Here is a 26,811-nt window from a genome sequence, read left to right as displayed (position 1 = left end):
TAGGTTTTACATCCAATACGGCGGTACGCCATAGTGATCATAGACCTTCCGGTCATCGCGACCGAGATAGCTCTCGTCGTCGAGGTCCGAGAAACGTGGAGCGTTCTCAAGCTGCGCTTTCGTCAGGTCGATGCGGTAGCCATCGAGCTCCTCGTCGTAGCGGAGTTTCTCCCATGGCAGCGGGTAATAGTCATCACCGATGCCTAGGAAGCCGCCGAAGCTAAGGACAGCATAAGCAACCTTTCCACCGCGCTTTTCAAGAATTATGCGCTGGATGGAACCGATCTTTTTGCTATCGGCACCGTATACATTGGTGCCCTCTACTTTATCACTGGCGATAAAGCTTGGCGTATCCTTGACGTATGGATCCTGACCAGCTGTGGGTTCCTGATGTACCATAACATACTCCTCTTTGTTCGTATCAGTTATGGTTTATAAACCCCGCAACGCCGAAATCGTTCCGCGTTTTATTTCATCAATGCCAGTGGAGAGTTTCGATTTTTTCGCGAAACGCAAACCGAAGCAGGTGGCTTTCGACGACAGACTTGGCACGTCCGAGACTTTCTTCATCCGGTGCAGTCACGAAAATTTTGAGCGTGTCCGGCTCTGCATCCAGGCTGGCGGTTCCGAAATCGAAGGCGATTTCGCCGTGCGTTTCGGTATAGGTAACTTCTCTTTTATGGGCAAAATGTTTGAAAAGTTGCACGAGATATTTGCTCGCGCTTTCGGTCTTCAATTCAGACTTGGCTTCCAGCATGTCATCGCCTTTCTCTTATAATATGAATTTCATAATCATGATTATAGTGAGAGAACAAACTTGGCAAATGAACAAGCGGTAACAAAACTCCGCCCACCACCCGCAGCGGCAGCGCTCTGCTTTACGACTTTATTCGCCCGACGCGGGCGAGCAACATAACGGGTAAAATCCCAATCAGAACGATGGCGAGTGCGGCAATGGAGGCCTCCTCATAGGTTCCGCGCGCCGCTTCACCGTAAAGATGGGTGGAGAAGGTTTCGAAATTCAGCGGGCGAAGAAGCAAGGTTGCGGGCAGTTCCTTCACACAGTCCACGAAAACCAAGAGTGCCGCTGCCGCCATGGCCGCTTTGGACAAAGGCAGGTGCACCGCCCGAAATGTGGACGTGGACGTGCGCCCCAAAGTGCGCGACGCCTGATCGAACGAAACCGGAATTCGGCTCAGCCCCGCATCGATGCCGCCACCCGCAATGGTCAGGAACCGCACTGTGTAGGCAAAGATCAAAGCCGCGCCGCTGCCGATGAGCAGAAGACCCGTCGAAACGCCGAACCAGTGCTGCATGGTTTGATCGAGAAATCTGTCAAACCCGCCGAGTGCGATGAGAACACCAATAGCGATGACGGTTCCGGGCGCGGCGTAGCCGACGGTCGCGAGACGGAAGGACCAGAGAGATGTCTTGCCGGGAGAAAGCCGCATGGCATAAGCAACGATCAGCCCTGCGCACAGCGTTGCAAACGTCGCGATGCCCGCAAAAATGATGGTGTTGAGCGCTTCCGCGGCAAACCGGGACGACAGACCGCTGAACTGAAACCGCTTCCACGCCTCGACCACCAGATAGATGGCCGGGGCAATAAAGCCGACAACAATCGGCCCCGTCCCCAGCAGAAAGGCCGACCAGCCTCGCAAACCGTTGAGGCGCTGAGGTGACAGGACGTTGCTTTTCTGCGCCGAGACAGAGTAGCGCTGCCTGCGCCGCGCCCATCGCTCCATCGCCACCAGCGCGACCACCAGAAGCAACATACAAAGCGCAATCTGCGAAGCGCCCGGCAGGTCAGACTTCGTGACCCATGTGGTGTAGATCGAGACGGTCAACGTTCGAACGCCGAGGAATTCCGAGGCGCCGATATCGTTCAGCGCTTCCATCAACGCCAGACTGACACCGACCGCAATGGCCGGTCGAGCGAGAGGCACGGCAACCCGGAGGAAAAGAGAGCGCTGTGAGGTTCCCAGCATCCGCGCCGCTTCCAGCAGATTTCCGGCCTGCGTCATGAACATGGCCCGCACAGGAATGTAGACATAGGGATAAAGCACAAAACCGAGCAGAAAAATGCAGCCGGTCATGTTGCGGATATCGGGTAGGCGAAACTCTCGCGGGCTGGAATATCCAAGCACCCAGCGCACGGCACCCTGCACCGGCCCCAGCGGATGCATGATATCCAGATAAGCATAGGCGATGATGTAGGTCGGCATGGCCAGAGGAAGCAGCAAGGCCCATTCAAGCAATTTGCGCCCGGGAAACTCATAGGCCGACACCAGCCACGCGGTGCCGGTTCCCAAAACGCCGGCAAGCACGCCGACACCGAGAAGCAGGATCAGCGTTTCAGGCAGGGCGGTGGCAAGGACGGTATTGCCGAGATGCGCCCACAGGCCTTCCGACCCCTGAATCGCTTGCGACAACAGCGCCAGAACGGGCAGCATGGCAAGCGCGGCAATGATGCATGACGCCACCAGCCACCACAGCGCGGAGGTGATCCGGACGCGTGGTTTGGCGGAGGTGGCGGTGCTGATATTGGAAACCATGCTGATCTTGAGAATTTGCCGTGCAGGAACACCGGATGCTGAAAACAGGCAAGGCACCCGTTTGAAAACGGGTGCCTTTAGATGAATGGCGGCCAACTTCTGTAGCGTTAAAAACACCATGTTCCGTCATACCGGCCTTGAGCCGGTATCCAGCACCGCGCGTCTGCGCGGTAGAAGAGTCTTACGCCCAATGACTTGGGCGGCTGGACCCCGCATCAAGTGCGGAGTGACGGAGTTTGAAGAGCGCTATATGCACCAAATTGACCGCGTTAGTTACGCATCAGCCTTTAGTTGTCAAAACCGACCTTGTCGACCAACTGGCTTGCTTCCTTACGATGGGAAACGATTTCAGCCAGAGGCTTGTTGTCGATCTTCAGATCGCCGAAGGATGCCACGATGTCGTTCAGGGCTGCACCCTTTTTGACCGGATATTCGAAATTGGCTTCGGCGTAAATCTTCTGGGCTTCATCGGACACCAGATATTCGAGAAGCTTCACGGCTTCAGCCTTGTTTGGTGCGTTCTTGGCAACAGCCGCACCTGATACGTTGACCTGCGTACCGCCATCCTTGAAGGTCGGCAGAACGACCTTGATAGCCTCGGCCCACTTGACCTGCTCTTCGCCGCCCTTGCCGGACTTCATCAGGCCAACATAGTAAGAGTTGGCGATGCCGATATCGCAAATGCCGCCGAGGATGTCCTTGGCAACGTCACGGTCACCGCCGCCAGCCTTGCGGGCCAGATTGTCCTTCACGCCTGCCAACCACGTTTCAGTGGCTTCAGCGCCATGGTGGGCGATGTAGTCTGCAAACAATGCCGTGTTGTAAGGGTGCTGGCCGGAGCGAATGCAAACCTTGCCCTTCCACTTGGCGTCTGCAAGGTCTTCGTAGTTGAATGAGGAAACGTCGACGTCTTTAGCAGCATAAAGAACGCGGGCACGCAGAGAAAGCGCAAACCAGTTGCCTTTGCCATCACGAAGTTCCGCTGGAATGGCCTTCGTCAGAACATCCGACTCGACCGGCTGTGTGACGCCCTTCTCAGCCAGATCAACCAGATTACCGGCATCGACCGTCATCAGCACGTCGGCAGGAGAGCTGGCACCTTCGGAAAGAACACGCTCGGCCAAACCGTCCTTGAGGAACACCGTGTTGACCTTCACGCCGCTTTCCTTGGTGAAAGCATCCAGCAGCGGCTGAACCAGTGCAGGTTCGCGAGTGGTGTAGATGTTCAGCTCGGCGGCGTTTACGGTGCCGGTCGCAAAAGCAAATGTTCCCGCGAGAAGCGCGATCTTGGTAGCAGTCAACGATGTCATGTGTATCCCCTATCACTTGAAACTGACGTCGGAGATGCATCGACCATACATGATGTAAAAGATCAAGTTATTTCCCATAGATTCCTAGGGGCAATCTTCACTTTGAGTTGAATAAACGGCCAATTTTGTGGGTGAAAAGCTCTCCATTCAATCAGCGGTAAAAACCAGAACACTTGCCGGAGCAACCCAAAGGCTGACATTCTGCATCTCTGCCGGGCTACGACCCATGCTGCGAACGCGCAATTCATGCGCAAGTCCAGGCACGCTGACGGAGACCTGTTCGATCTCGCCTAGAAAAACTTTGCTTTCAATGCGTCCGGAAATATCGGTGCCCGCGCCCTGTGGCGAAAGGGTAATTGCGCTCGGGCGAATATAGGCAAGGGCCACACTGCCCTCACGAAGATCACCGCCATGCGGAAAATTACCGACCGGCGTTTCCAGATGCCCGTTGCGAACTGTGCCTTCCACCTTGTTGAAGGCGCAGAAAAAATCTGCGGCATAACGGCTGACGGGGTTGTCGTGCACCTCATAGCCCGTACCGCTCTGCACGATACAGCCCTTTTGCATCAACACCACGCGGTCTCCCGCCGAAAGCGCTTCTTCCGGGTCATGAGTCACCATGATGGCGGTGGTTTTCAGCGCCCGCAAAAGGCCAAGGGTTTCTTCCCGCACGCTGTCACGAAGGCCGCGATCCAGATTGGAGAACGGCTCATCCATCAGCAGAATATCGGGCTTTGGTGCAAGCGCACGCGCCAGTGCCACACGTTGCTGCTCGCCACCCGACAGCGTGTGCGGATAACGCTTGGCCAGATCCGTCAGGCGCACATGTTCGATCATATCCGCAGCGCGCGCCAGCGCTTGCGCCTTGGGCAGACCTTTGAGGCCAAAGAGCACGTTCTGCTCAACCGTCAGATGCGGAAACAGCGCGTAGTCTTGAAACACAAAGCCGATCCGGCGTTTTTCCGGTTCCACGAAAGCGGCAGGACCGGCGATTTCCTGTCCATTCATGCTGACGGAACCGGCGTCAGGGGTTTCCACACCCGCAATAATGCGCAGCAACGTGGATTTGCCGCAGCCGGAACGCCCAACAAGGCAAATGATCTCACCGCGCTTCACATCAAGGTCTATCCCGGCCAAAACCTCTACGCCGCCGAAGTGTTTTCCGACATTGTTGAGCTGTAGCGCCGCTATATCTGACATTCCCGGTTTCCATATATATTGCTGGTGGTTTTGTTGATCGCGCAAATCAGGATTAAAGTCAAAAGCCAATCGCACCACAACCACAGTTGACGTTTACGTTAGAGTTAAATACGCTGATGTGAGTAGATGGTTTTGGAGGCTTCATCTACGATTGCAAAAATCGCTGGCCATATCTGTCGGGATGAGGAACTGACACATGTGATAGAATGCCGGGGATTGCTGCAAATGCCAGCATGGGAGGAAGACTATGAGCGACACGAATTTGAGCAGCGAGCAAATGCGCATTGTGCAGCGTCCCTGGCTCGCCTCTTATCCCGCAGGTGTGCCTGCCGAGCTTCCCGATCCCGTTCATAACTCCATTGCAGAGCTTCTGGAAAAAAGCTGCGCCCGCTATGCGGACCGCAAGGCTTTTACCAGCATGGGAAAGTCGCTGACTTACCGGCAGCTTGAAGAGCAGACCCGCCGGATTGGCGCGTGGCTTCAGCAGCTGGGCCTGCAAAAAGGCGACCGCGTTGCGGTGATGATGCCGAATATTCTTCAGAACCCGGTTGCCACCTACGCGATTTTGCGCGCTGGCCTGACGGTCGTAAACGTCAACCCGCTCTACACCCCGCGGGAGCTGGAATACCAGCTGAAGGACTCCGGTGCCAAGGCGCTGTTCGTGCTGGAAAATTTTGCCCATGTGGTGCAGCAGGCGCTGCCGAAAACCGATGTGAAACACGTCATCGTCGCGACCATGGGCGACATGCTCGGCCTCAAGGGCCACATCGTCAATCTGGTGGTGCGCAAGGTCAAAAAGCTCGTTCCCGCTTTTGCCTTGCCACAGGCCATCAGCTTCAAGACTGTTCTCAACCAATCCCGACAGATGCAGCTGAAACCCATCAGCGCCAAGCTGAACGACATTGCTTTCCTGCAATATACCGGCGGCACCACGGGCATATCAAAGGGCGCTGCGCTGTCCAACGCCAATCTGCTGGCCAACAAGGCCCAGATCGCGCTCTGGATGGAACCCGGTTTCGTCGCCAAAAGCAGGCCAGACGTGCTGAATTTCGTCTGCGCCCTGCCGCTCTATCATATTTTCGCGCTGACGGTGAATTCGCTGATGGGCATCGCGCTGGGAGGCCACAATCTTCTTATTGCCAACCCGCGCGATATTCCCGGCTTCGTGAAGGAGCTTTCCACCTACAAACCGCATATTTTCCCCGGCATCAACACGCTGTTCAACGCGTTGCTGAACAACGAAGATTTCCGCAAGCTCGATCTCTCATCGCTTATTCTGGTGATGGGCGGCGGTATGGCCGTGCAGCGTCCCATCGCGGAGCGCTGGGCCTCTGTCACCAGCACGCACATCTGTGAAGGCTATGGCCTTTCCGAGACCTCGCCCGTTGCCACCGTCAACCCGCTGGGCACATCGGATTTCAGCGGCACCATCGGCCTGCCCATGCCTTCTACCGACGTCGATATTCGCGACGATGACGGCAACAGTTTGGCTTTGGGTGACGTGGGCGAGATTTGTATTCGCGGCCCGCAGGTGATGACGGGTTACTGGCAGCGCCCGGATGAAACCGCCAAGGTGATGACGGCGGACGGGTTTTTCCGCTCCGGCGACATGGGTTTCATGGATGAGCGCGGCTACACAAAAATCGTGGACCGCAAGAAGGACATGATTCTGGTTTCCGGCTTCAACGTTTATCCCAATGAAATCGAGGAAGTGGCCGCGGCCCATCCCGGCGTTCAGGAATGTGCAGCCGTTGGCGTAGCCGATGAGCATTCCGGCGAAACCGTGAAACTGTATGTGGTGAAAAAAGATCAGTCTCTGACGGTGGAAGAGTTGAAAGCCTTCTGCGCCAAAAGCCTTACAAACTACAAGCGGCCAAGACACATCGAGTTCATTGCGGAACTGCCCAAGAGCAATGTTGGCAAGATATTGCGTCGGGAACTTCGTAAGCTGGCTAACTGATTGGGGTCATTTGCGATATTTCAATCGATTTAGAGGAACGCACCTTGATTTAGGCTGATGAAAAAGAATAGTTTCCTCATCCTTCCCCGGAGCATGAGGAGCATTCCATGCAGGCCATCGTCGAGACCCTGAAATCTACCGCCGCCGCAACCCACGCCACCGATATTCGCGCTGCTTTTGCCGCCGACGACAAACGGTTCGAGCGGTTCAGCGTGCGGTTCGATGACCTGCTGATGGATTTTTCCAAATGTGCCGTGAATGACGACATTCTGGCGCTGCTGGAAAAGCTGGCCATCGAAGGCGGCGTCGAAACCAAGCGCGAAGAGATGTTCTCCGGCAAGGCCATCAACTTCACCGAAGACCGCGCCGTTTTGCACACGGCTTTGCGCAACCGTTCCAACACGTCTGTACTGGTGGACGGCAAGGATGTCATGCCTGACGTCAACGGCGTACTGGCCGCCATGGGCAAGTTCTCGGATGCCATCCGCTCCGGTACGCTCAAGGGCGCAACCGGCAAAAAGATCACCGATGTCATCAACATCGGTATCGGCGGTTCGGATCTTGGCCCGGTGATGGTGACGCTGGCGCTGGCGCCTTTCCATGACGGCCCGCGCGCGCATTTCGTCTCCAACATCGATGGCGCGCATATTGCCGATACGCTAAAGCTGGTTGACCCGGAAACATCGCTGTTCATCGTTGCGTCCAAGACTTTTACCACGATCGAAACGATGACGAATGCGGCCACCGCCCGCAAATTCATCGCCGACAAGCTGGGCGAAGAGGCCGTGAAGCATCACTTCGCTGCCGTGTCCACCGCGCTCGACAAGGTTGCCGCCTTCGGTATCGATAGCGACCGTGTTTTCGGTTTCTGGGATTGGGTGGGCGGACGGTACTCCATCTGGTCCGCCATCGGCCTGCCGTTGATGCTGGCCATCGGGCCAGAAAACTTCGGTAAATTCCTGGATGGCGCACACGCCATGGACACGCATTTCCGCGAAGCGCCGGTACGACAGAACCTGCCCGTGCTGCTGGGCCTCATCGGTTTTTATCACCGCAATGTTCTGGATTATTCGACCCGCGCCATCCTGCCTTACGACCAGCGCCTGTCGCGCTTCCCTGCCTATCTGCAACAGCTCGACATGGAATCCAACGGCAAGGGCGTCACCATCGATGGCACGCCGGTGGAAGGCAATTCCGGTCCTGTGGTTTGGGGTGAGCCCGGCACCAATGGCCAGCACGCATTTTATCAGCTCATCCATCAGGGAACGAGCGTCATTCCCGCCGAATTCTTGATAGCCGCCAACGCTTTCGAGCCGAATTTGCGCCACCAGCACCAGTTGTTGATCGCCAATTGCCTTGCGCAGTCTGAGGCCTTGATGAAGGGCCGCACGCTGGCAGAAGCCAAAGCTCAGCTGACGTCCAAGGGTGCGGACGACAAACACGCTGACTTCATTGCTCCGCACCGTGTCTTCACCGGCAATCGCCCGTCGATCACCTTCGTCTATGACAAGCTGACGCCTTTTGCACTGGGTCGCCTGATCGCGCTTTACGAACACCGCGTCTTCGTGGAAGGCGTGCTGTTCCGCATCAATTCCTTCGACCAGTGGGGCGTGGAACTGGGCAAGGAACTGGCAACCGGCCTGCTGCCTGTGGTGGAAGGCAAGGAGAGTGCTGCCGGGCACGACAGCTCGACGCAGGGATTGGTCAAGGCGCTTGCCGGATTGGCGAAGGCCTAACGACCACGACAAAACAAAAAAGCCGGGGTTTGCGCCCCGGCTTTTTATTGCGATTTATTCTGCGGGTATGGCCGCGCTCACCTGCCGCCCCGGCTTTACGCCGAGAATGATGCCGATTGCGGCGATGGCCAAGACCAGACCGCTTGTGGCGAACACACTTGTCGCACCGTTCAGATCGAAGATAATTCCGCCAACGGCGGCGCCCATGGCAATCGCAAACTGGATCGACGCCACCAGCAGACCGCCTGCACTTTCGGCTTCATCCGGGATGGTGCGTGCCAGCCATGTGGACCACGACACGGGAACGGCACCAAACAAAAAGCCCCAGACGGCAACCATCACCGCAGCGAATGGCAGAGGAGGTTCGGTCGTCACGATCAGCAAGGCAATCAACGCCATCAGCAACGGCAAGGCTGCCAGCGAAAATCTGAGACTGCGGCTGATCAACGAACCGGCCAGCAGTGTGCCGACGAAATTCGCAAGGCCGAAACCGAGCAGCAAAGCCGAAACCATGCCAATCCCCGCGCCGATATCTGCTTCCAGATAAGGCCGCAGGTACGTGAAGAAGGCGAAATGACCGCCGAAGACCAGCGTTGCCGCTGCAAGGCCCAGTGCAATGCCGGGCCGTGCCAGCACGACGCCGAGGGTTTTCAAGCTGCTTGTGCCAGTGGCGGGCAGCTTTGGCAATGTCAGGAACTGCATGACGAAAGCCACGACGCCCAACAGTGCCGTCAGCACGAACACGAAGCGCCAGCCGGCGAGTTCACCGACATAGCTGCCGATGGGAGCCGCTGCGATGGTTGCCGCAGACACACCACTGAAGACTATGGACAAGGCGCGCGGAATGCTGGCTGGCGGCACGAGCCGAATGACGATGGCCGTCGACATGGCCCAGAAGCCGCCTAGCGCCACGCCCAGCAACAGACGCCCGATCAAAAGCATCGTCAGGTCGGGTGCGGCAGCGACCATCAGGTTGGAGATAACCAGCAGAGCCGAAAACAACATCATCAGATGCCGCCGGTCTATGTTTTTGGCAACGGAGGTGATGAACAGGCTGGCGAACACGCCGACAACGGCTGTGACCGTCACGGCCTGTCCGGCGGCGCCTTCGGTAATGCCGAGTTCAGCGGCAATGGGTGTCAACAGGCTTGCAGGCAAAAACTCTGCCGTGACCAGCCCGAATACGCCAAGTGCCATGGAAATAACAGCGCCCCAAGCGGGCGCCTGCGGACTTGTCCCGGTCGAAGCGGGATTAAAGGTGGGGTTCATAGTCGTGTCCTTTGGGGAGGATGAGAATGATGCACCATAAACTGGACTTTTCGGACGATCTATGTCACATAATCCGTTATGCTTGATCAAACGTCCGAAAATCATCTTTCGCCCGATCCCGATATTGTCAGTGAATTGCTGATGGGCATGCGTCTGGTCGGGTTGGATTACCGCCGGATAGAGGCCGCTGCCCCCTTTGGTCTGACCTTTGGCGAAGTGGAAGGACGGGCCCAGTTCCATTTCGTGGCACGTGGCCCCGTCTATCTGCGAACGCAATCTGGCACCATCAACACCATGAACACGGGTGATGCCGTGCTGCTGCCGCGTGGCGGGGCGCATTCGCTGGTGTCCAGCCCGGACATGCCCTGTCAGAACATCCACTTACTGGATGCCGCGCCGCTGTGCAATTCCGTTAGCGCGATTAAGACCTGCAATCCTGACACACCAAACGAACAACGTATTTTGGTTTTTAGCGGCTGCATGGAGTTCGATCTGGGTGGGCTGCACCCGCTTGTCGGCCTGATGCCGGAGGTGATGTTCGTCAGTACACTGATCACCCGCTATCCCGAACTGCTGCCAATGCTGGAAGCGATGGAGCGGGAAACGCGGCAGGCGCGGGCGGGCTTTGCAGGCATTCTGGCACGGCTTGCCGATGTGGTTGCCGCCTTCATCGTACGGGCATGGGTGGAATGCGGCTGCGGCGATTCGTCCGGCTGGATCGCAGCACTCCGCGACCCTCGCCTTGGCCGCGTCATTCTGGCCATTCACAATGATCCCGGTCACGACTGGTCGCTGGCCGAACTCGCCAGCAAGATGGGCGCATCGCGCTCCGTCTTTGCCGAACGGTTTCTAGAGGTCACCGGCGTCACGCCGCTGCGGTACCTCACCGAACTGCGCATGCGCCTCGCCCTGCAATGGATCGGTAAAAACCATATGCCCATCGAAACAGCAGCCCTCAAACTCGGCTACGGCTCCCAAGCCGCCTTCAGCCGTGCGTTTAAACGCATTGTTGGACATCCGCCGGGGTCTTTGAATGCGAGGGGCGACGGTCTGGGACAAGCAGCGTCGTGAAAAAATAGTGGGTGGACATGTCCAAACAATCATTTGGCGTATTGATCTCTGGAAGTTCCCACGTTGGCAAAACGACATTTGCGACACTGTTGGCTCAGGCTCTTAGATGCAGCCTAACGTCCACCGACAATTTGGCACGTCATCCGGGCAGGCCCTGGCCAAATCTGCCAGTTCCCGTAGCTGAATATTATTCTCGACTGTCTGACGAGACGATCTACTGGTTTCTCAAAGTCCATCACGAAAACATTTGGCCTGGCATCAAACAAAAAATCAAGGCGGAGAGCGACCGTAACAAGCCATTCGTTTTTGAAGGGACCGCTCTTCGACCGGAGTACATAAAACCACTCCTTAATGACGGGCTGTTGGGTGTTTGTCTTCACGCCGATAATGATTTCCTCAAAGAGAGAATGCGTTCAGAAGCGCATTACGCGCACTCTGACGAGAACAGGCGCGGCCTCATCGACAAATTCATAAATCGATCTTTGCGTGACAATTCGGAAATGTATGCAACTGCTCGGGAACACGGTTTAAGAACCGTCGATGTGTCAGATGACGTTGCCTTAGCTGCTCTTTTCGACGAGTTGGTACGGAGCAGTGAACGATGAAAGATATGGAGTTTAGTGAGAGAACTCTGCTCTCGCCTCCACGCGCCGCTTCTGAAATCCCGTCTTCGATTGTTCAAAGCCAGCGCCCATGTAGAAATTGAGCGTTTCGGGGTTCCGCGAACCGGTCATCAGCATAACCTTGTAACAGCCCGCATCCCATGCCGCATCCGTGGCGGATTGCAAAACGCGTTTGCCGAAGCCGCGTTTTCTAAACTCGCTGTGCGTAACGACGTTTTCAATCAGCCCATAGGGCGTGCCGCCGCGGGTAAGGTTCGGAACGACAATGAGCGAACAGGATACGACAACGAGACCATCGACCTCCCCGATGAAGATCACGCTGCCGGAGTACGCGTTGAAATGCTCAAACACCTTCTCCGCTTCAGCCAAAGTCGGGCGCGCATCACCTGCGGAAAGGTGCTGATAGAGATCGAGCAACTGAGGAAGGTCGCTTCGATTGGCTGCTCTGACCTGCAACATTCGTTCTGCCCGTTCTCGCCTGAAGCTTAAAGCCCAATCTCATTCGCCCAAGGCGGGTTTGCTCCCGCGCGTGACACAGTCACCGCAGCAGCCTTCGCGCCTAGTGCAAGCGCCTTGGCAATCTGATCTTCAGTCAACGCGGCAACTTGTGGCTTCGTGAGGAGACCTTGCAGTTTGAGGGACGCGAGGATGCCTGCATCAAACGTGTCGCCAGCGCCGACGGTGTCCACGACCTCGACCCGTTCGCTCGGCACTTCGACGCGCAGACCTGCCGTATAACCAACCGCGCCCTTGGAGCCACGGGTGACGACGACGAGTTTTGCGCCGTGGTGCAGCCAGTGGCGGGCGAGTGTGTCTTCATCGCCTTCCAGACCGAACCATGCCAGATCCTCATCGGAGAATTTGACAATATCCGACAGCGCGGCCATGCGGTTGATGCGGTCCAGGTGTTTCTGCTTGTCCTTGATGAAACCCGGGCGAATGTTGGGGTCTAGCGAGATGACGCGTTTTTCGTGTTCGCGCACCAACAGCGCTTCATAGGTGCTACCACAGGGTTCGGGAATGAGGCTGATGGCGCCAAAATGCATTGCTTCGCAATCGCCACCCAAATTCGGCAAATCCGTTTCAGAGAGCATCCGCCCCGCCGTGCCCTCATCGTAGAAAGCATAGGTCGCGTGGCCATCCACCAGTTTGACGAAGGCGATTGTGGAAGGGCGGTTGGCGAAGGCGCAGAGGCTGTAGTCGACCTTGCTGGCCTTCAGCGTGTCTTTCAGAATTTCGCCCATCATATCATCGGCAATGCCGGAGAAGAATGCGGAGGGGACGCCGAGGCGACCGAGAGCAATGGCTGTGTTGAAGACCGCACCGCCTGCATAGGGTGCGAAACCCGCCTCGCCTTTCGTGGTTTCACGCGGCAGCATGTCGATCAGGGCTTCACCACAACACAGGATCATTCGGCTCTCCTCCAGAATACTAATCGATTTAGATGCTTACCGGCTGTGCATTCAGCCGGTCAAGCTCTTCCCTACCCAAAATCAGGATTGCGGCAATTCACTGACGCCGCCTTGTGCAGCGGACCATGGCAGCGGGTTGTCCAGAAACGCCTCGACTTCCGATAAGGTCTTGTCATCGAACAGATTTTCAGCACGCGCGGCAGCCACGACATCACGCCATGTGCTGAGGTAGTGCAGCTTCACATTGCCGTTGGCAAAACGCGCTTCTGCTTCCGGGAAGATGCCGTAATAAAACAGCGCAATGCCGTGATCGACAATGCCACCGGCTGCGCGGATTGCATCGATAAAGGTAAACATGGAGCCGCCAGCGGTGGTCAAATCTTCGATGACCAGCACGCGCGAACCTTCCGGCATATGGCCTTCGATCTGCGCATTGCGGCCATGGCCCTTCGGCTTCTTGCGGCAGTAGATCATTGGCAGTCCGAGGCGTTCCGCCAGAAAGGCCGCAAACGGAATACCAGCCGTTTCGCCACCGGCCACGCAATCGAATTTCTCGAAGCCCGCATCGGCAACGATCTTTGCCGCTGCAAAATCCATGACCGCGGAGCGGATGCGCGGATAGGAAATCAGCTTGCGCATGTCGATGTAAACGGGGCTCTTCATGCCGGATGCAAACGTGTAAGGACTGGCCGAATTGAAGTGAACCGCCTTTATCTCCCACAACATTTTCGCAACAAGCTCTGCCACAATGGCGCGATCCGTGAATGTGAATTGGGACATCGGCGTTTTCCTCTTTTGATCATCGAGTGCATAAAAAAACTGCCGGATGAACCGGCAGCAATTGAAAATTCAGGCAACGTCCCAATGCAGCGGGAACATGGGGTCGAACACCGTCACCGGACCATCGCCCGTTTCGATTTTTCCTGGAAAGCTCACCGGCGCATCGCGCTTGACCAGAGTGATGGTGTCCTCGTTCGGTGCCAGACCATACCAGGCCGGGCCGTTGAGCGAGGTGAAAGCCTCCAGCTTATCCAGCGCCTCCTCCTGCTCGAACACATGGGCTAGGCAACTCATGGTGTTGATGGAGGTGTAAATGCCAGCGCAGCCACAGGCGCATTCTTTCAGCGGGTCCACATGCGGGGCCGAATCCGTGCCGAGGAAGAAGTGCTTGTCGCCAGAAATGGCGGCAGCGCGCAAGGCCAGGCGATGTTCTTCACGCTTGGCCACCGGCAGGCAATAATAATGCGGCTTGATGCCACCCACCAGAATGGCGTTGCGATTGATGATGAGGTGATGGGTGGTGATGGAACCGGCCAGATTGGCCTTGGACGCCTTGATGTAATCCACACCGTCCTTGGTCGTCACATGCTCCATCGTCACTTTCAGTTCCGGCAGCCGCTGGCGCAGCGGCTCGAGAACCGTATCGATGAACACTTTTTCGCGGTCGAAAATATCCACTTCCGGGGTCGTGACTTCACCATGCACGCAGAGCGGCAGGCCGATTTTCGCCATGCGCTCCAGCACCGGCATCGCCTTGTCCATATCCCGCACGCCGCCGTGGGAATTGGTGGTGGCACCGGCGGGATAAAGTTTGACGGCAGTGATGAGTCCGCTGTTTTTGCCCTCTTCCACATCATCGGCGCTGGTATGCTCGGTGAGATAGAGTGTCATCAACGGCTGGAAACGGTCGCCTGCCGGAATAGCTTTGACGATGCGGTCCCTGTAGGCAATCGCATCTGCGGTCGTGACCACTGGCGGCACGAGGTTCGGCATGATGATGGCGCGGGCAAAATGCCGGCTGCTATCACCAATCACGCCTTCCAGCATTGCGCCATCGCGCAGGTGCAGGTGCCAGTCATCAGGGCGGCGAAGGGTGATCGACTTCATCGTGGGAACCTCGGAACTTGCTGGGGTGCCGCCCGCTTAACATCTTTCCCGGCAAGAAAACAGCGTCCGAAGCGACTTTTTCAGCGCAAAAGAATGGTTAAATCGCGCCCGCCTGTGGACCCCACACATCGGTCATGGCAAAACCATCCGCCAGCGGATCAAACGGATCCAGCCATACCTGGTGCAAACCGAAGGTAAATCCACGACCGGCGATCGTCGGGATCACCGCCGTCTTGCCAGCGACCTCGGTGGTTGCGGAAAGGCCCACTTCAAACGCGGTGCCGATGATGGAACGGGATTTATAGACGTCACCCACCTTCACCTTGCCACGTGCGTGCAGCGTGGCAAGATTGGCGGAATTGCCCGTCCCGCAGGGAGAGCGATCTGCCCGGCCCGGCCACATGGTGGTGCAGGTGCGAATGGTGCCATCGGCTTCCGTATCGCGGAACATCACATAGGCCACGCCAGAAATGGCAGGAATTTCAGGATGCGCCACCGGGATTTCGCGGTTGACGATATCCTTCAGCACCATGCCCGCCGCCACCAGCTTCGCAGCATTGGCTTTATCGATCGTCAGGCCGATCTGCTGTACATCCACCAGCGCATAAAAAATGCCGCCATAGGCGATATCCATGCGGATGCGGCCCCATTCAGGTGTGTCGATTTCCACGTCCAGCTCATGCACGAAGGACGGCACCATGGTGAGCTTCACCTTCTCGCAACGCCCATCGCGGCAGGTGGCGGTGGCCTTGACCAGGCCGGCTGCCGTTTCCAGCATCACAATGGTTTCCGGCTCTTTCATCTCCACCATGCCGCTTTCCAGCAGCGCAGTCGTGGCGCAAATGGAGTTGGAGCCGGAGCTTGCATGTGCCTGATCAGGCTGGAGAATAACGAAAGCCGCATCCGCATCCGGATGCTTGGGCGGCAACAGCAGGTTAACGGAACCGATGGGCGCGCCGCGCGGCTCCAGCGTCAGAAAGCGGCGAAGCTCCTCGCCTTTTGGATCGGTGTTCAGCCATTCAAGCTGTTCTGCCACCGTATTGCCCGGAATTTTCGGCACGCCGCCAGTCGCAACACGCCCGATTTCACCCTCGCAATGAACATCGAGAAGCTGAATGGTGCGTTTCATGCGCATGGGCGTCACTCCGAAAATGGACTATCGTTTGCCGGTGATAGCCGATAATATACTATTTGTATATTACTTAACGATCCCGGCATTCCGAGTTTCCGCGATTGACCGATAATTCGCAATCGGTGGAACGGTTCGCACCGCTGCTCTGCCCCTGCGAATTGGTGACGCTGGTTGCCGTGTCTCCCACCGAACCAACCGTGTTGCCAACCGAGCGGCCAAGCCGCTCCACCTGACGTCCGTAATTTTCACGGGTGCGCGGATCAAACACGGCAATCGGCGCACTGACGACGACGCTGGCCGCCGTACCGACCGTTTGCGCGGCACCGATACCCACGGCGCCGATGGCTTCACCCAGCCCCACGTCTGAGTCCGTGACCGTTTGCCCGGCAATCAGCCGGTCCCCAATCAGGCGAACGACTTCCGGGCTTTCAGCAAATTTGCCATGGTTGAGATTATCACCGGATTTCAGCTTGGTCAGGTCCAGAACCGTAATGCCGGCACTCTCCAGAGCGCTTCTATAAGGCTCCACCGATGGATCGATCTGGCCGAGACGGTCGACATTGCCGGAAATACGGCGCGAAAGGCTGAGCGCCCTGTCGTCCTGCGAGACGAACAGGGTGAATTTCGGTTTTTTCTTGCCGAGGCTTTCATATTGACGGGCGAACACATCCACGTCGAGATCAGGTGCAGCGAGAATGACATTGTTGATTTTCGGATAGACCTGACCGTTGCGGATTGCCATCTGGCGCAGTGCCTCAACGGCCAGCCAGGTGCCCATGGAATGCGCCATGATGGTGATATCGCTGACAGAGCCATCCTTGGCCAGCCGCGTTAACATCTCTTCCAGCGCATCGCGGGAGTAGTTGGTGCTTTCCTTATCGTAATTATAATCGAAAACGCTGGCGCGTGACGGCCATGTGAACACCACCGGCAAAACGTCGGAACCGGAATCATGGACGATCTGCGCAAAGCGATAGACCGATTCCTCATAACGGTTGTTGAAACCATGCACGAAGACCAGCACGCGCTTGTTTTTCAAACTATTGCGTTTGATCCAGCTGCGGCTTTCCGCTTCATTGGCAATCGGCTCTACGGAAACGGTGGTGAAGCTTTTCAGCGGATCGGCCGGCAGTTTCTTCGGCCATTGCACCTGACCAACCGTGCGGTTGGCCGCCGGTGGAATGGACACGGTGATGGCATCGACCTTCAAGCCTGTGCCGCGCTCACCACCAAACAGAATAGCCTTGTCGTCAGACGGCTTACGCGTGGTCGCAACAAGAAGATTGACCGGCGCCGTGCCCTGCACCATTTGCCCGGTCGGCGTCATCACGCCAATAGGACGGCCCCCGCAGCTCGCAAGAAAGGCGATCATCGTCAACATCGCCACTAGCCTGAAGGCCATCGTATACTCTCCCGGACGCCACACAGCCCAAAACACGCGGATACAGGGCTTCAACTTCATCCGGTTATCGCAGAAGCGAAGCCGCGAGACCAGCCATCGCAATGACTGCGGCAGTTTTTCAAAGACACTGTGTCGATTAGGCAAGACGGCAAGACAGAAGCGCGATTTTCAGCGCAAACAATTTGCAGCTTTGCACCGGAAACCCGTTGGTTTTAGGAAAAAAAATGGCGCACCCGAAGAGATTCGAACTCCTGACCCCCAGATTCGTAGTCTGGTGCTCTATCCAGCTGAGCTACGGGTGCGTGCCGTGGAAGCGTGTTCCGTTGGCGTGGCGATCCTCTAAAACGTCCTCATTCCGAATGCAAGCGATTTTGCTGAGAAATTGTCATTTTCGTGTAATGAATTTTGCAATGCGCTGAAATCATTGGTTTTTTTGATAAGCATAAAATAAGGACCAAAAAAACGGTCTTAAAAATTGGCTGAAAATTTTCGGATGCGAAATGGGAGTGGACGTTCAGCCGCCGTTGGACGAACCATGCTCACCGTCCGTGCGATCGGCGATTTCGATGCGGAATTGGGTGCCGTGGCCGGGCTTCTCCACGAGAGCGATGGTGCCCTTGTGGGACAGCACCAGTTCGCGGGCAATGACCAGACCAAGGCCCGTTCCACCAGAGCGGGCGGAGCCTCTGAAGGCGGAGAAAAGGTTCTCCCTTGCCTTCTGCGGCATACCCGGCCCGTTGTCATCGATAACGATGCTGACAACGTTTGCGTTGCGCTGGGCAGCAATGGTCAGCCGTTTGTCAGGATAAGCCTCACCACTGGCCTGTTGCAGCGCCTGCACGGCGTTGCGACAGAGATTGTAGAGCACCCGGAACAATTGCTCGCTATCGGCGTCAATGCGCAGCTCTGGCGGAACGTGATCGATAAATTCTATGCCACCTGCCGGATCGATGGCGAGAATGTCTTTCACATCCTGCACAAGCTCATCCAGATTGATGACACGCCGTTTCGGCGCGCCCTCGGTCGCCTGCCCGTAAGCCAGCACCTCGCTTGTATAACCGACGGCCCGGTCAATCGTGCGCAGCAGTTTTGGCGCAAAGCTGCGCACCATCGGGTCTTCCACATCCACCAGCCTGTCCGACATCAGTTGCGCGGACGACAGGATGTTGCGCATGTCGTGGTTGATCTTCGAGACGGCAAGACCGAGATCGGCAAGGTTCTTTTGCTGCTTCAGGGTTTTTTGAAGTTGCGTCTGCATATCGGCCAGATGCCGTCCGGCCACCGCCAGTTCATCACTGCCGTCATCCGGTTTGAACACACGCGAAGGATCGTCCGGCTGCTCGGAAAAACCCTGCATACCCAGCGTCAGGCGGCGGATGGGGCGGATGAGAATACGATTGATCGACACGAAAATCAGGCTTGCAGTGATCAGCGACAGGGCAATCGAAATCATCAGCACATTGCCCGCGTAAGCGATCATCGCCCCCCTGAGCTTGTGTTCTCCAATCACGATTTCGATGATCATGTTGCTGTCACCGATCACGTCGAACACGCGAATCACGCGGTTGCCGCCAAACAGCAGAACGGAAAACGCGTCGCGCACCGCCTCCAGTTGTGAAACATCGGACAGATCATATTGGTCATCGACGCTGGGCGGCACTTCGGTGGCGGCAAGAAGCGTAGAGGTGCCATCTTTTTTCAAGGCTATGAGTTTGGCGCCGGTTGCCAGCAACGTGTCGTTTTGCACGCTTCTGGGCAGTTCGGTCTGCAAGCCGTCGATCACCACGCCTGCGGCGGCGGCGGTGTTGAGCCGGTCACGCAGCCATGAGAGGCGCATATTGGCGACGGAGGGAACGAAAATCAGCACTTCGGCGATCATGACGAAGATCACGGTCAGCAACAGCAGACGACCGGACAGCCCTTTGGTCAAGGCAGGCACCTCACTCTGCGTTTCCGCATTCTGACGGTCGGTCCTGTTTATGACTTTCGAAAACACCGGGCCAGTTCCTGTTGATGCGTGGGCCTCTGGTTTCATATCGGCGCGAGGACTGAATTCCAAGCCATAATAAGGTTTTTCATTCGTTTTTCAAATGCATGGCAATCCTTGCGGTGAACCGCACCCCAAAAACGAAAACGCCGCCATGTCTGGCGGCGTCCGATGTCTCGATTGTTGTAGTTCTCAGAACTCTTCCCAATCATCCTTGCTCTGGGCAACGGCTGCCGAACCGTTAAAAGCGCGGGCCACATTGCCCATCATCTTGCGGGCGGGCGATACCACCGGCGCTGATCTGGTGGATGCAGCAGCGGGTCTGACAGCAGGTGCCGCATAGGCCACTCTGGAGCCCGTTTCGTTGCCCAGCCGGAAGCGACCGACCAGCGAAACGAGATTTGCCGCCTCACCGCTCAGCTTATGGGTGGCAGCGGAGGTTTCCTCCACCATGGCCGCGTTGCGCTGTGTGACCTGATCCATCTGGTTGATGGCCGTGTTCACTTCCTGCAAGCCGGTCGACTGTTCCTTCGCAGCGGTTGCAATGGAATGAATGTGGTCGTTGATGCCGAGAACGCGCGTTTCGATCTCGTCCAGCGCCTCGCCGGTGCGTTGCACCAGCTTCACACCGTTGCCAACCTCTTCACCCGACTTGGTGATCAGCGCCTTGATGTCCTTTGCCGCATTGGCAGAGCGTTGCGCCAGTTCACGCACTTCCTGCGCAACAACCGCAAAGCCCTTGCCCGCTTCACCAGCGCGTGCGGCTTCCACACCGGCATTCAGCGCCAGCAGGTTGGTCTGGAAAGCAATCTCATCGATGACGTTGATGATCTGGCTGATTTCACGCGAGGCCTGTTCGATGCGGCCCATGGCGGTGACGGCGTCCCGCACGACCTTTGCAGATTGTGCCGTCTTTTCCTTGGTTTCAGAAACCATGGTGCTGGCTTCCTGTGCACGCTCTGTGGAAGAGCGAACAACGGCGGTGATTTCATCCAGCGCGGCAGATGTTTCTTCCAGCGCGGCAGCCTGCTGCTCGGTCCGTTTGGAAAGATCGTCCGCGGCGGAGCGCAACTCGTTGCCGTTACCGTTGATGCTTTCCGTGGTGCTGCGCACCTCCGACATCGTATCCTTCAGCTTGGCAAATGTTTCGTTCACATTGGCCTGAAGTTCGGCAAATACGCCGTGGAAGTTGCCATTCATGGTCTGCGTCAAATCGCCATGTGCGAGGCTTGCGATGACACGGCCCGTTTCCGTTACGCCGCTATCGACGCTGCCAAGCAGGGCATTGATGTTGTGCGCGAAGCGGTTGAGGTTTTCGTCACCATAATCCTTGGTGATGCGGCTCGAAAAATCGCCCGCAGCCGCAGCGCTGACGACTTCGGCCATACCCGCCTGCAAGTCGTCACTTCTTGCCCGCGTTGCCGCTTCCTGCGCATTCATGCGGCGAACCTCGAGGCCATTGCGCTTGAACACTTCGACGGCGGCGGCCATCTCACCAATTTCGTCCTTGCGGCCAAGATAGGGGACATCGGTTTCGAGATTGCCCTCGGCAACCGCGTTCATCGCGTCGGAAACTTTGAGAATAGGCACGCTGAGCTGCTTGGAACCAACGTAAAGACCGAACGCGGCACCGGCAACGACACCACCCACCGTCACGACAGCCACGATGAGGAAAATAAACCGGCCGAAACTTTCAATATTCGCTTTGACGGCTTCGAGTTCCACGAGGTCGGACTTTACGACGGCATCGATGTCGGCCTGATAGGCTTTACGGTTCTCGCGGTTTGCCTCGTTGTTGCCTTGCGTGTTGGCGTCCTGAGGATTGACATCTCGACCCAGGCGCGCGGTTTCCAGGCGGAAAGTGCGGAATTCTGCGAAACGTTTTTCAAGATTGGCAAATTGTGCGGACTGGCTGGCAGGAACCTCTGGCTTCCACTGCTTGAGCAGCACCTCCATATCGGCAAGGTTCTTGACCACGCCATCGGCAAATTTTGCCGCAGTTGCCGTGTCTTTGGCGGCGTATATACCACGCGCTTCCATGACTACAGCCGTCACCAGACGGTTCAATGCTTCGCCCTGACGCGCCCTGTCAGCCACCGCGTCCAGCCTGATGGTCTGATTGTAAGACTCGTTCACGGCATAGATCGACAGGCCGCCGATGACGCATGCGACAAGACTAAGAAGCCCCACCAGAAGATTTATCCTACCCCGTATCCTCACTGCGTATTCCCCTCAAAAAACGCCCCACTCACATATACGTGAGAACGAAACTGAAATAATTGTCCGTCGCGATAACTTTTATCAATGCTCCATTAAGAAAGCATTTCGGACTTTAACGGTTTGCCCCTTTGCTCTTGAAAAGAAGGCATTAGCGGTGCATTCAAACGGTCGGCAGAAACAAACGCGCAGCAGAGCAATCAAACTGATGACAGAGGGTTGACTGGCAGCAATTGACTTTACAGCCCCTAAGCCCTTATAAGCCCGCACGTTCGGGCATTTTACCGCTTGTGCTGTTGGCCCGGACATCAAACGAAACGCTCTTGCTCCAGAAGGGGCAAAGTCAAGAAGGGCCGCACCCCGCGGTATTAAATAAATGTCGAAGCGTACTTTTCAGCCATCCAAGCTTGTTCGCAAGCGTCGTCATGGTTTCCGTGCCCGTATGGCGACTGCCGGCGGTCGTAAGGTTCTGGCTGCTCGCCGCACACGCGGCCGCGCAAGCCTCTCGGCCTAATTGGGCCTTGAGCCCGATGAAAGTCGTGGCACATGACGCATGAGAAAAAAATACCCGGTCGGTTGAAAAACCGACCGGAGTTTCTTGCTGTTCAGGCAGGGGAAAAAAGGCGTGGCAGCACGTTCCTTCTGGAAGTGCTGGATCGCAAAGACCCTGAAACCGCACCTCGCGTGGGTTTCACTGTAACGAAACGGCAGGGAAATTCGGTTGAACGCAACCGTATGCGCCGCCGTTTAAGGGAAGCCGTCAGGCTTTCAGCAGGGTTTGCAATGAAACCCGGACATGACTATGTGATTGTCGCCCGAAGGGACGCATTGAATACCGAATTCGCCGTACTGGAACACTTGCTCATAGAGCGGATCGAGGGACGAGCGAAATCCGGACGCTCCCGGGAGACCCGCTCCAGGAAAGAATGATGGAAAAAAACCGCAACTACTTTATCGCGATAGGCCTTTCGGTTGTCATCGTGCTTGCCTGGCAGTTCCTGTATATGAATCCGCGCATCGAGCAGCAGCGCCGCGTCGAAGAGACGCGACAGGCGCAGCAGGCCGCGCAACAGACACAAACTACGACCAACGCTGCCCCCGGCACATCAGCCGCGCCCAGCGGCTCCCTGCCCGGAGCCACCGGCCAGCCGGCAGCGACAGTTTCGCGCGAGGAATCGCTGGCGAAATCGCAGCGCGTTCAGATCGACACGAACGCGGTTCAAGGCTCCATCAACCTGACGGGCGCGCGTCTCGATGACATCCGCCTCAAGGAATATCACGAGACGGTGGACGACTCGAGCCCGCTCATCACCCTGTTTTCTCCCTCCGATACCCATGACGGTTATTTCACCGAACTTGGTTATATCGCGGGTGAGGCTGGCGGTTCGGCTCCCGGCCCAGGCACCGTCTGGACAGCAACCGACGGCGCGAAGCTGACGGAAACGACACCTGTTACGTTGACCTATACCAACGAGGCTGGCGTGGTGTTCACACGCACGCTCGCCATCGACGATCATTACATGATTACGGTGACGGACAAGATCGAGAACCCCGGCCAGAACCCTGTGTCCTTCTCGACCTATGGCCGTATTACCCGCAACAACAAGCCAACGACGCCTGCCGTGTTCGTGATTCACGAAGGCTTCCTTGGCGTGGCCGGCACGGATGCGGGCCTGACCGAAGACACCTACAAGAACATCGAGGAAAAGCCTGTCACGCTGCCAAAGGCAATGGGCGGCTGGCTCGGCATTACCGACAAATATTGGGCTGCGGCGATTGTTCCGCCACAGAGCGTTGCCGTTGAAACCCGCTACTCGCACTTCACGGATGGTCAGCCGCGTTATCAGGCCGATTACCGCAGCGATGCCGTCACGGTTGCACCCGGCCAGTCCATCGAACTCAAGAACCTCGTGTTCGCGGGTGCCAAGGAAGTGCCGCTGGTTGACCGTTATGAGGCGGAATACAGCATTCCGAAGTTCGATCGCCTGATCGACTGGGGCTGGTTCTACTTCATCACCAAGCCGATGTTCAAAATGATGGACTTCTTCTTCCGTTATTTTGGCAATTTCGGCCTTGCAATCCTTATGACCACCATCGTCGTCAAGCTGCTGTTCTTCCCGCTGGCCAGCAAGCAATACGCCTCCATGGCCAACATGAAGCGCGTGCAGCCGAAGATGGAAGAGCTGAAAGCCAAGCACGGCGATGACCGCATGGGCATGCAGCAGGCGATGATGGCGCTCTACAAGGAAGAGAAGATCAACCCGGTGGCCGGTTGCTGGCCGATGCTGTTGCAGATTCCGGTGTTCTTCGCGCTCTACAAGGTTATCTACGTCACCATCGAAATGCGCCACGCGCCGTTCTTTGGCTGGATTCACGACCTTTCCGCGCCGGATCCAACATCGCTGTTCAACCTGTTCGGCCTGTTGCCTTACGATGTGCCGCATATGCTGATGATCGGCGTATGGCCGCTCATCATGGGTATCACCATGTTCGTGCAGATGCGTATGAACCCGACACCGCCAGATCCGACACAGGCGATGATCTTTACGTGGATGCCGCTGATCTTCACCTTCATGCTGGCATCCTTCCCTGCCGGTCTGGTCATCTACTGGGCATGGAACAACACCCTGTCGGTTACCCAGCAGGCCTTGATCATGAAGCGCCACGGTGCCAAGATCGAGTTGTTTGATAATATCAAAGGGCTGTTCAAGCGGAAATCGGTGGAATCAAAATGACAGGGCCAGTCAAGGGCGGGCCGATTAGGGGTGGACCAGCAAAAGGCGCGCAAGTCGCGCCTGAGCAGCCGGTAACGGAAAAGGAAAAGCCGCTTTTCGGACGACCATGGATTTTCATCCGCGGCGTGCCTTCCATGAAGTTCTTGCCGCCGGAGGGCCCGCCGGAGATCGCCTTTGCCGGACGCTCCAACGTTGGCAAGTCTTCGCTCATCAACGCGCTCGTCGGCCACAAAGGGCTGGCGCGCACGTCCAACACGCCGGGCCGCACACAGGAACTGAACTACTTCGTTCCTGAAGGCTATTCCGGCGAACCGGGCGATCTTCCGCCGATGGCGCTTGTGGATATGCCGGGTTATGGATACGCGCAGGCTCCCAAGGACCATGTGGATGCCTGGACAAAGCTGGTGTTCGACTATCTGCGTGGCCGCGCCACCTTGAAGCGCGTCTACCTGCTGATCGACTCCCGCCACGGCATCAAGAAAAATGACGAGGACGTTTTGACGCTTCTCGACAAGGCCGCCGTTTCCTACCAGATCGTGTTGACGAAAACCGACAAGATCAAGGACGTTGGCGTTCCGCGGGTCATCAACGAGGCGCTGGAAAAAATCCGCAAGCGTCCCGCTGCCTACCCGGAAATTCTGGCGACATCGTCAGAAAAGTTTGATGGTCTGGATGCTGTGCGCGCCGAGATTTGCAAGACAGTCGGCATCAAGTAAGATTTCGAAGTGGCGGCGTAGATAGTTCGCCACCTCGCTCACGCTGATCTCAGTGAACCGAGAACAACACGACAGCCGCCCACACCAGAGCCGCAGACGTCGTCAAGCGCCAGAACCGCGCCGAATTCCACAAAGCTGAAACAATGGCAAAGCGGCCATAGATGCTGCGGTGAAGCTTGTCGTCCGACCGCCGCAAAGCGTGATCCATCGACGCATCGACGTAAGATGAAAATGCCCGGCGCTCCTGCGTGTGGGTGTCGGAAAGATTTTCCTGCCAGCGGCGCACCATGGCCGCAAACTGGCGGTCTTTTTTGATGCGTTTGGCAAGCTCAGCCTTCACATCGGCAGGCAGCGCGCCGAGCACATATTCGCCCGCCAGCACCTCATCCATCAAACCGCTGCGCTTCTCCCGATCCGGCAAGGTCATTCGTCATCGAACTCCTGGCTGAGACGCCACCGCACTCATTGCGGCTTGCAGGTCACAACCCTTGACCCACCGGCGCATACTCCCCGAACACAAAGCTGGTCCGATTATGCGGCCATGTCAATCACGTTGACCGCCACTCAAGAGATGGTGTTTGAATTTTCTGCTCTTCAAAGGCCGCATCGTTGTTTCATCCGTCAAAAACTTGCGCTAAAAGCGCGGCAATCAATGACGAGGTTTTTTCATGGCGAGTTCCGAAAGCGAAATGCAGGCCCGGCTTCTGGCTCAGGCCCTCCCCTTCATGCAGAAATACGAGAATAAAACCATCGTCGTGAAATACGGTGGCCATGCCATGGGCGATTCGGGCTTGGGTAAGGCTTTTGCCGAAGACATCGCGCTTCTCAAGCAGTCCGGCATCAATCCCATCGTCGTGCATGGCGGCGGCCCGCAGATCGGCGCCATGCTGAGCAAGATGGGCATCGAATCGAAATTCGAAGGCGGCCTGCGCGTCACCGATGCCAGCACAGTCGAGATCGTCGAAATGGTTCTCGCCGGTTCGATCAACAAGCAGATCGTGGCGCTCATCAACCAGACCGGCGAATGGGCCATTGGCCTGTGCGGCAAGGATGGCAACATGGTCTTTGCCGAAAAGGCGAAGAAGACCGTCATCGACCCGGACAGCAATATCGAGCGCGTTCTCGACCTGGGCTTCGTCGGCGAAGTGGTCGAAGTAGACCGCACCTTGCTGGACCTGCTGGCCAAATCCGAGATGATCCCGGTTATCGCCCCGGTTGCTCCGGGCCGCGATGGCGCGACCTACAACATCAATGCCGACACCTTTGCCGGTGCCATTGCCGGTGCGCTTCATGCCAGCCGCCTGCTGTTCCTGACCGATGTTGAGGGCGTTCTCGACAAGAACAAGGAACTCATCAAGGAACTGACGGTGTCGCAGGCGCGCGCACTGATCAAGGATGGCACGATTTCCGGCGGCATGATTCCGAAGGTCGAAACCTGCATCGACGCCATCAAGGCGGGCGTTCAGGGCGTCGTCATTCTCAACGGCAAAACGCCACATGCCGTGCTTCTGGAAATCTTTACCGAAGGTGCCGGAACGCTCATCGTTCCCTGATGTTCGTTTACGCGCGTCCGGACGGAAACCCGCTTACACTTTTCCT

24 protein-coding genes and 1 tRNA gene are annotated in these 26,811 nt (G+C 56.9%); 9 read left to right on the top strand and 16 right to left on the bottom strand.

The window, feature by feature from the left end:
* Positions 1–6: 6 nt before the first annotated feature.
* The 5 genes from RMR16_RS00415 to RMR16_RS00395 form a co-directional block, all read right to left on the bottom strand.
* Positions 7–399 (bottom strand): PRC-barrel domain-containing protein, encoded by a 393-nt coding sequence (locus RMR16_RS00415; protein WP_320201263.1) that lies wholly within the window; start codon positions 397–399, stop codon positions 7–9.
* A gap of 76 nt (positions 400–475) precedes the next feature.
* The gene (locus RMR16_RS00410; RefSeq protein ID WP_320201262.1) at positions 476–757 is read right to left on the bottom strand and encodes a DUF2218 domain-containing protein; all 282 of its coding nucleotides are present in this window, start codon (positions 755–757) and stop codon (positions 476–478) included.
* A 121-nt stretch (positions 758–878) separates the two neighbouring features.
* Positions 879–2,453: an ABC transporter permease gene (locus RMR16_RS00405; RefSeq protein ID WP_320201327.1), complete on the bottom strand. Its 1,575-nt coding sequence runs from the start codon at positions 2,451–2,453 to the stop codon at positions 879–881.
* 389 nt (positions 2,454–2,842) lie between these two features.
* Positions 2,843–3,865 (bottom strand): Fe(3+) ABC transporter substrate-binding protein, encoded by a 1,023-nt coding sequence (locus tag RMR16_RS00400; protein WP_320201261.1) that lies wholly within the window; start codon positions 3,863–3,865, stop codon positions 2,843–2,845.
* Between the two features lie 147 nt (positions 3,866–4,012).
* On the bottom strand, positions 4,013–5,065 hold the full coding sequence (locus RMR16_RS00395) for an ABC transporter ATP-binding protein (protein ID WP_320201260.1): 1,053 nt from the start codon (positions 5,063–5,065) through the stop codon (positions 4,013–4,015).
* A 247-nt stretch (positions 5,066–5,312) separates the two neighbouring features.
* Between RMR16_RS00395 and RMR16_RS00390 the strand changes: the two genes are divergently transcribed.
* Entirely contained in the window at positions 5,313–7,025 is a 1,713-nt protein-coding gene (locus RMR16_RS00390; RefSeq protein WP_320201259.1) for a long-chain-fatty-acid--CoA ligase, read from the top strand.
* 107 nt (positions 7,026–7,132) lie between these two features.
* Positions 7,133–8,761 carry a glucose-6-phosphate isomerase gene (gene pgi / locus RMR16_RS00385; RefSeq protein ID WP_320201258.1) on the top strand — a complete coding sequence of 543 codons (1,629 nt, stop codon included), beginning with the start codon at positions 7,133–7,135 and terminating at the stop codon, positions 8,759–8,761.
* Between the two features lie 54 nt (positions 8,762–8,815).
* On the opposite strand, the gene RMR16_RS00380 is transcribed toward pgi, so the two are convergent.
* Entirely contained in the window at positions 8,816–10,030 is a 1,215-nt protein-coding gene (locus RMR16_RS00380; protein ID WP_320201257.1) for an MFS transporter, read from the bottom strand.
* A 78-nt stretch (positions 10,031–10,108) separates the two neighbouring features.
* Between RMR16_RS00380 and RMR16_RS00375 the strand changes: the two genes are divergently transcribed.
* A complete protein-coding gene (locus RMR16_RS00375) occupies positions 10,109–11,101 on the top strand; it encodes an AraC family transcriptional regulator (RefSeq protein ID WP_320201256.1) in 993 nt (330 codons plus the stop codon).
* A 17-nt stretch (positions 11,102–11,118) separates the two neighbouring features.
* Positions 11,119–11,706 (top strand): hypothetical protein, encoded by a 588-nt coding sequence (locus RMR16_RS00370; RefSeq protein WP_320201255.1) that lies wholly within the window; start codon positions 11,119–11,121, stop codon positions 11,704–11,706.
* Between the two features lie 12 nt (positions 11,707–11,718).
* Here the strand turns inward: RMR16_RS00370 and RMR16_RS00365 are convergent, their stop codons facing one another.
* The 9 genes from RMR16_RS00365 to RMR16_RS00325 all read right to left on the bottom strand — a co-directional run bounded on the left by RMR16_RS00365 (position 11,719) and on the right by RMR16_RS00325 (position 21,764).
* The gene (locus RMR16_RS00365) at positions 11,719–12,183 is read right to left on the bottom strand and encodes a GNAT family N-acetyltransferase (protein ID WP_320201254.1); all 465 of its coding nucleotides are present in this window, start codon (positions 12,181–12,183) and stop codon (positions 11,719–11,721) included.
* A gap of 26 nt (positions 12,184–12,209) precedes the next feature.
* The gene (locus RMR16_RS00360; protein WP_320201253.1) at positions 12,210–13,136 is read right to left on the bottom strand and encodes a carbohydrate kinase family protein; all 927 of its coding nucleotides are present in this window, start codon (positions 13,134–13,136) and stop codon (positions 12,210–12,212) included.
* An 81-nt stretch (positions 13,137–13,217) separates the two neighbouring features.
* Positions 13,218–13,916, bottom strand: coding sequence for an orotate phosphoribosyltransferase (locus RMR16_RS00355; RefSeq protein ID WP_320201252.1), 699 nt, complete (start codon positions 13,914–13,916; stop codon positions 13,218–13,220).
* Positions 13,917–13,985: 69 nt separating this feature from the next.
* A complete protein-coding gene (pyrC, locus tag RMR16_RS00350) occupies positions 13,986–15,023 on the bottom strand; it encodes a dihydroorotase (RefSeq protein WP_320201251.1) in 1,038 nt (345 codons plus the stop codon).
* A gap of 97 nt (positions 15,024–15,120) precedes the next feature.
* Positions 15,121–16,158: a 4-hydroxyproline epimerase gene (locus RMR16_RS00345; protein WP_320201250.1), complete on the bottom strand. Its 1,038-nt coding sequence runs from the start codon at positions 16,156–16,158 to the stop codon at positions 15,121–15,123.
* Positions 16,159–16,225: 67 nt separating this feature from the next.
* Entirely contained in the window at positions 16,226–17,557 is a 1,332-nt protein-coding gene (locus RMR16_RS00340; RefSeq protein WP_320201249.1) for an alpha/beta hydrolase, read from the bottom strand.
* A gap of 225 nt (positions 17,558–17,782) precedes the next feature.
* A tRNA-Arg gene (locus tag RMR16_RS00335) sits at positions 17,783–17,859 on the bottom strand.
* 212 nt (positions 17,860–18,071) lie between these two features.
* Positions 18,072–19,436, bottom strand: a complete 1,365-nt coding sequence (locus tag RMR16_RS00330; RefSeq protein WP_320201326.1) for a HAMP domain-containing sensor histidine kinase — start codon at positions 19,434–19,436, stop codon at positions 18,072–18,074.
* Positions 19,437–19,736: 300 nt separating this feature from the next.
* The gene (locus RMR16_RS00325) at positions 19,737–21,764 is read right to left on the bottom strand and encodes a methyl-accepting chemotaxis protein (RefSeq protein WP_320201248.1); all 2,028 of its coding nucleotides are present in this window, start codon (positions 21,762–21,764) and stop codon (positions 19,737–19,739) included.
* Positions 21,765–22,137: 373 nt separating this feature from the next.
* On the opposite strand from RMR16_RS00325, the gene rpmH reads away from it, so the two are divergent.
* The 4 genes from rpmH to yihA are packed head-to-tail and all read left to right on the top strand — an operon-like array spanning position 22,138 to position 25,212.
* Entirely contained in the window at positions 22,138–22,275 is a 138-nt protein-coding gene (gene rpmH / locus RMR16_RS00320) for a 50S ribosomal protein L34 (protein ID WP_320201247.1), read from the top strand.
* Between the two features lie 32 nt (positions 22,276–22,307).
* Positions 22,308–22,691: a ribonuclease P protein component gene (gene rnpA, locus RMR16_RS00315; protein WP_320201246.1), complete on the top strand. Its 384-nt coding sequence runs from the start codon at positions 22,308–22,310 to the stop codon at positions 22,689–22,691.
* A complete protein-coding gene (yidC, locus tag RMR16_RS00310) occupies positions 22,691–24,496 on the top strand; it encodes a membrane protein insertase YidC (RefSeq protein WP_320201245.1) in 1,806 nt (601 codons plus the stop codon). Before rnpA ends, yidC begins: the two co-directional genes overlap by 1 nt.
* Positions 24,493–25,212 (top strand): ribosome biogenesis GTP-binding protein YihA/YsxC, encoded by a 720-nt coding sequence (gene yihA, locus RMR16_RS00305; RefSeq protein WP_320201244.1) that lies wholly within the window; start codon positions 24,493–24,495, stop codon positions 25,210–25,212. The genes yidC and yihA overlap by 4 nt, the downstream gene beginning before the upstream one ends.
* 49 nt (positions 25,213–25,261) lie before the next feature.
* Here yihA and RMR16_RS00300 read toward each other — a convergent pair whose 3' ends face one another.
* Positions 25,262–25,639, bottom strand: a complete 378-nt coding sequence (locus tag RMR16_RS00300) for a hypothetical protein (RefSeq protein ID WP_320201243.1) — start codon at positions 25,637–25,639, stop codon at positions 25,262–25,264.
* Between the two features lie 241 nt (positions 25,640–25,880).
* Here RMR16_RS00300 and argB point away from each other — a divergent pair, with 241 nt between their 5' ends.
* Positions 25,881–26,765 carry an acetylglutamate kinase gene (argB, locus tag RMR16_RS00295; RefSeq protein ID WP_320201242.1) on the top strand — a complete coding sequence of 295 codons (885 nt, stop codon included), beginning with the start codon at positions 25,881–25,883 and terminating at the stop codon, positions 26,763–26,765.
* Positions 26,766–26,811 lie beyond the last annotated feature (46 nt).

This window comes from Agrobacterium sp. rho-13.3 (assembly GCF_033957765.2).
Lineage (GTDB): Bacteria > Pseudomonadota > Alphaproteobacteria > Rhizobiales > Rhizobiaceae > Agrobacterium.
Note: the sequence above shows the minus strand (reverse complement) of the source record. Positions and strands in the feature narration are given on the sequence as shown.

Excerpts from the sequence above, each read along its gene's own strand:
- RMR16_RS00415 (WP_320201263.1), bottom strand. The coding sequence starts at position 399 with ATGGTACATCAGGAACCCACAGCTGGTCAGGATCCATACGTCAAGGAT.
- RMR16_RS00410 (WP_320201262.1), bottom strand. The coding sequence starts at position 757 with ATGCTGGAAGCCAAGTCTGAATTGAAGACCGAAAGCGCGAGCAAATAT.
- RMR16_RS00405 (WP_320201327.1), bottom strand. The coding sequence starts at position 2,453 with ATGCTGCCCGTTCTGGCGCTGTTGTCGCAAGCGATTCAGGGGTCGGAA.
- RMR16_RS00400 (WP_320201261.1), bottom strand. The coding sequence starts at position 3,865 with ATGACATCGTTGACTGCTACCAAGATCGCGCTTCTCGCGGGAACATTT.
- RMR16_RS00395 (WP_320201260.1), bottom strand. The coding sequence starts at position 5,065 with ATGTCAGATATAGCGGCGCTACAGCTCAACAATGTCGGAAAACACTTC.
- RMR16_RS00390 (WP_320201259.1), top strand. The coding sequence starts at position 5,313 with ATGAGCGACACGAATTTGAGCAGCGAGCAAATGCGCATTGTGCAGCGT.
- pgi (WP_320201258.1), top strand. The coding sequence starts at position 7,133 with ATGCAGGCCATCGTCGAGACCCTGAAATCTACCGCCGCCGCAACCCAC.
- RMR16_RS00380 (WP_320201257.1), bottom strand. The coding sequence starts at position 10,030 with ATGAACCCCACCTTTAATCCCGCTTCGACCGGGACAAGTCCGCAGGCG.
- RMR16_RS00375 (WP_320201256.1), top strand. The coding sequence starts at position 10,109 with ATGCTTGATCAAACGTCCGAAAATCATCTTTCGCCCGATCCCGATATT.
- RMR16_RS00370 (WP_320201255.1), top strand. The coding sequence starts at position 11,119 with ATGTCCAAACAATCATTTGGCGTATTGATCTCTGGAAGTTCCCACGTT.
- RMR16_RS00365 (WP_320201254.1), bottom strand. The coding sequence starts at position 12,183 with ATGTTGCAGGTCAGAGCAGCCAATCGAAGCGACCTTCCTCAGTTGCTC.
- RMR16_RS00360 (WP_320201253.1), bottom strand. The coding sequence starts at position 13,136 with ATGATCCTGTGTTGTGGTGAAGCCCTGATCGACATGCTGCCGCGTGAA.
- RMR16_RS00355 (WP_320201252.1), bottom strand. The coding sequence starts at position 13,916 with ATGTCCCAATTCACATTCACGGATCGCGCCATTGTGGCAGAGCTTGTT.
- pyrC (WP_320201251.1), bottom strand. The coding sequence starts at position 15,023 with ATGAAGTCGATCACCCTTCGCCGCCCTGATGACTGGCACCTGCACCTG.
- RMR16_RS00345 (WP_320201250.1), bottom strand. The coding sequence starts at position 16,158 with ATGCGCATGAAACGCACCATTCAGCTTCTCGATGTTCATTGCGAGGGT.
- RMR16_RS00340 (WP_320201249.1), bottom strand. The coding sequence starts at position 17,557 with ATGGCCTTCAGGCTAGTGGCGATGTTGACGATGATCGCCTTTCTTGCG.
- RMR16_RS00330 (WP_320201326.1), bottom strand. The coding sequence starts at position 19,436 with ATGATCGCCGAAGTGCTGATTTTCGTTCCCTCCGTCGCCAATATGCGC.
- rpmH (WP_320201247.1), top strand. The coding sequence starts at position 22,138 with ATGTCGAAGCGTACTTTTCAGCCATCCAAGCTTGTTCGCAAGCGTCGT.
- rnpA (WP_320201246.1), top strand. The coding sequence starts at position 22,308 with ATGACGCATGAGAAAAAAATACCCGGTCGGTTGAAAAACCGACCGGAG.
- yidC (WP_320201245.1), top strand. The coding sequence starts at position 22,691 with ATGGAAAAAAACCGCAACTACTTTATCGCGATAGGCCTTTCGGTTGTC.
- yihA (WP_320201244.1), top strand. The coding sequence starts at position 24,493 with ATGACAGGGCCAGTCAAGGGCGGGCCGATTAGGGGTGGACCAGCAAAA.
- RMR16_RS00300 (WP_320201243.1), bottom strand. The coding sequence starts at position 25,639 with ATGACCTTGCCGGATCGGGAGAAGCGCAGCGGTTTGATGGATGAGGTG.
- argB (WP_320201242.1), top strand. The coding sequence starts at position 25,881 with ATGGCGAGTTCCGAAAGCGAAATGCAGGCCCGGCTTCTGGCTCAGGCC.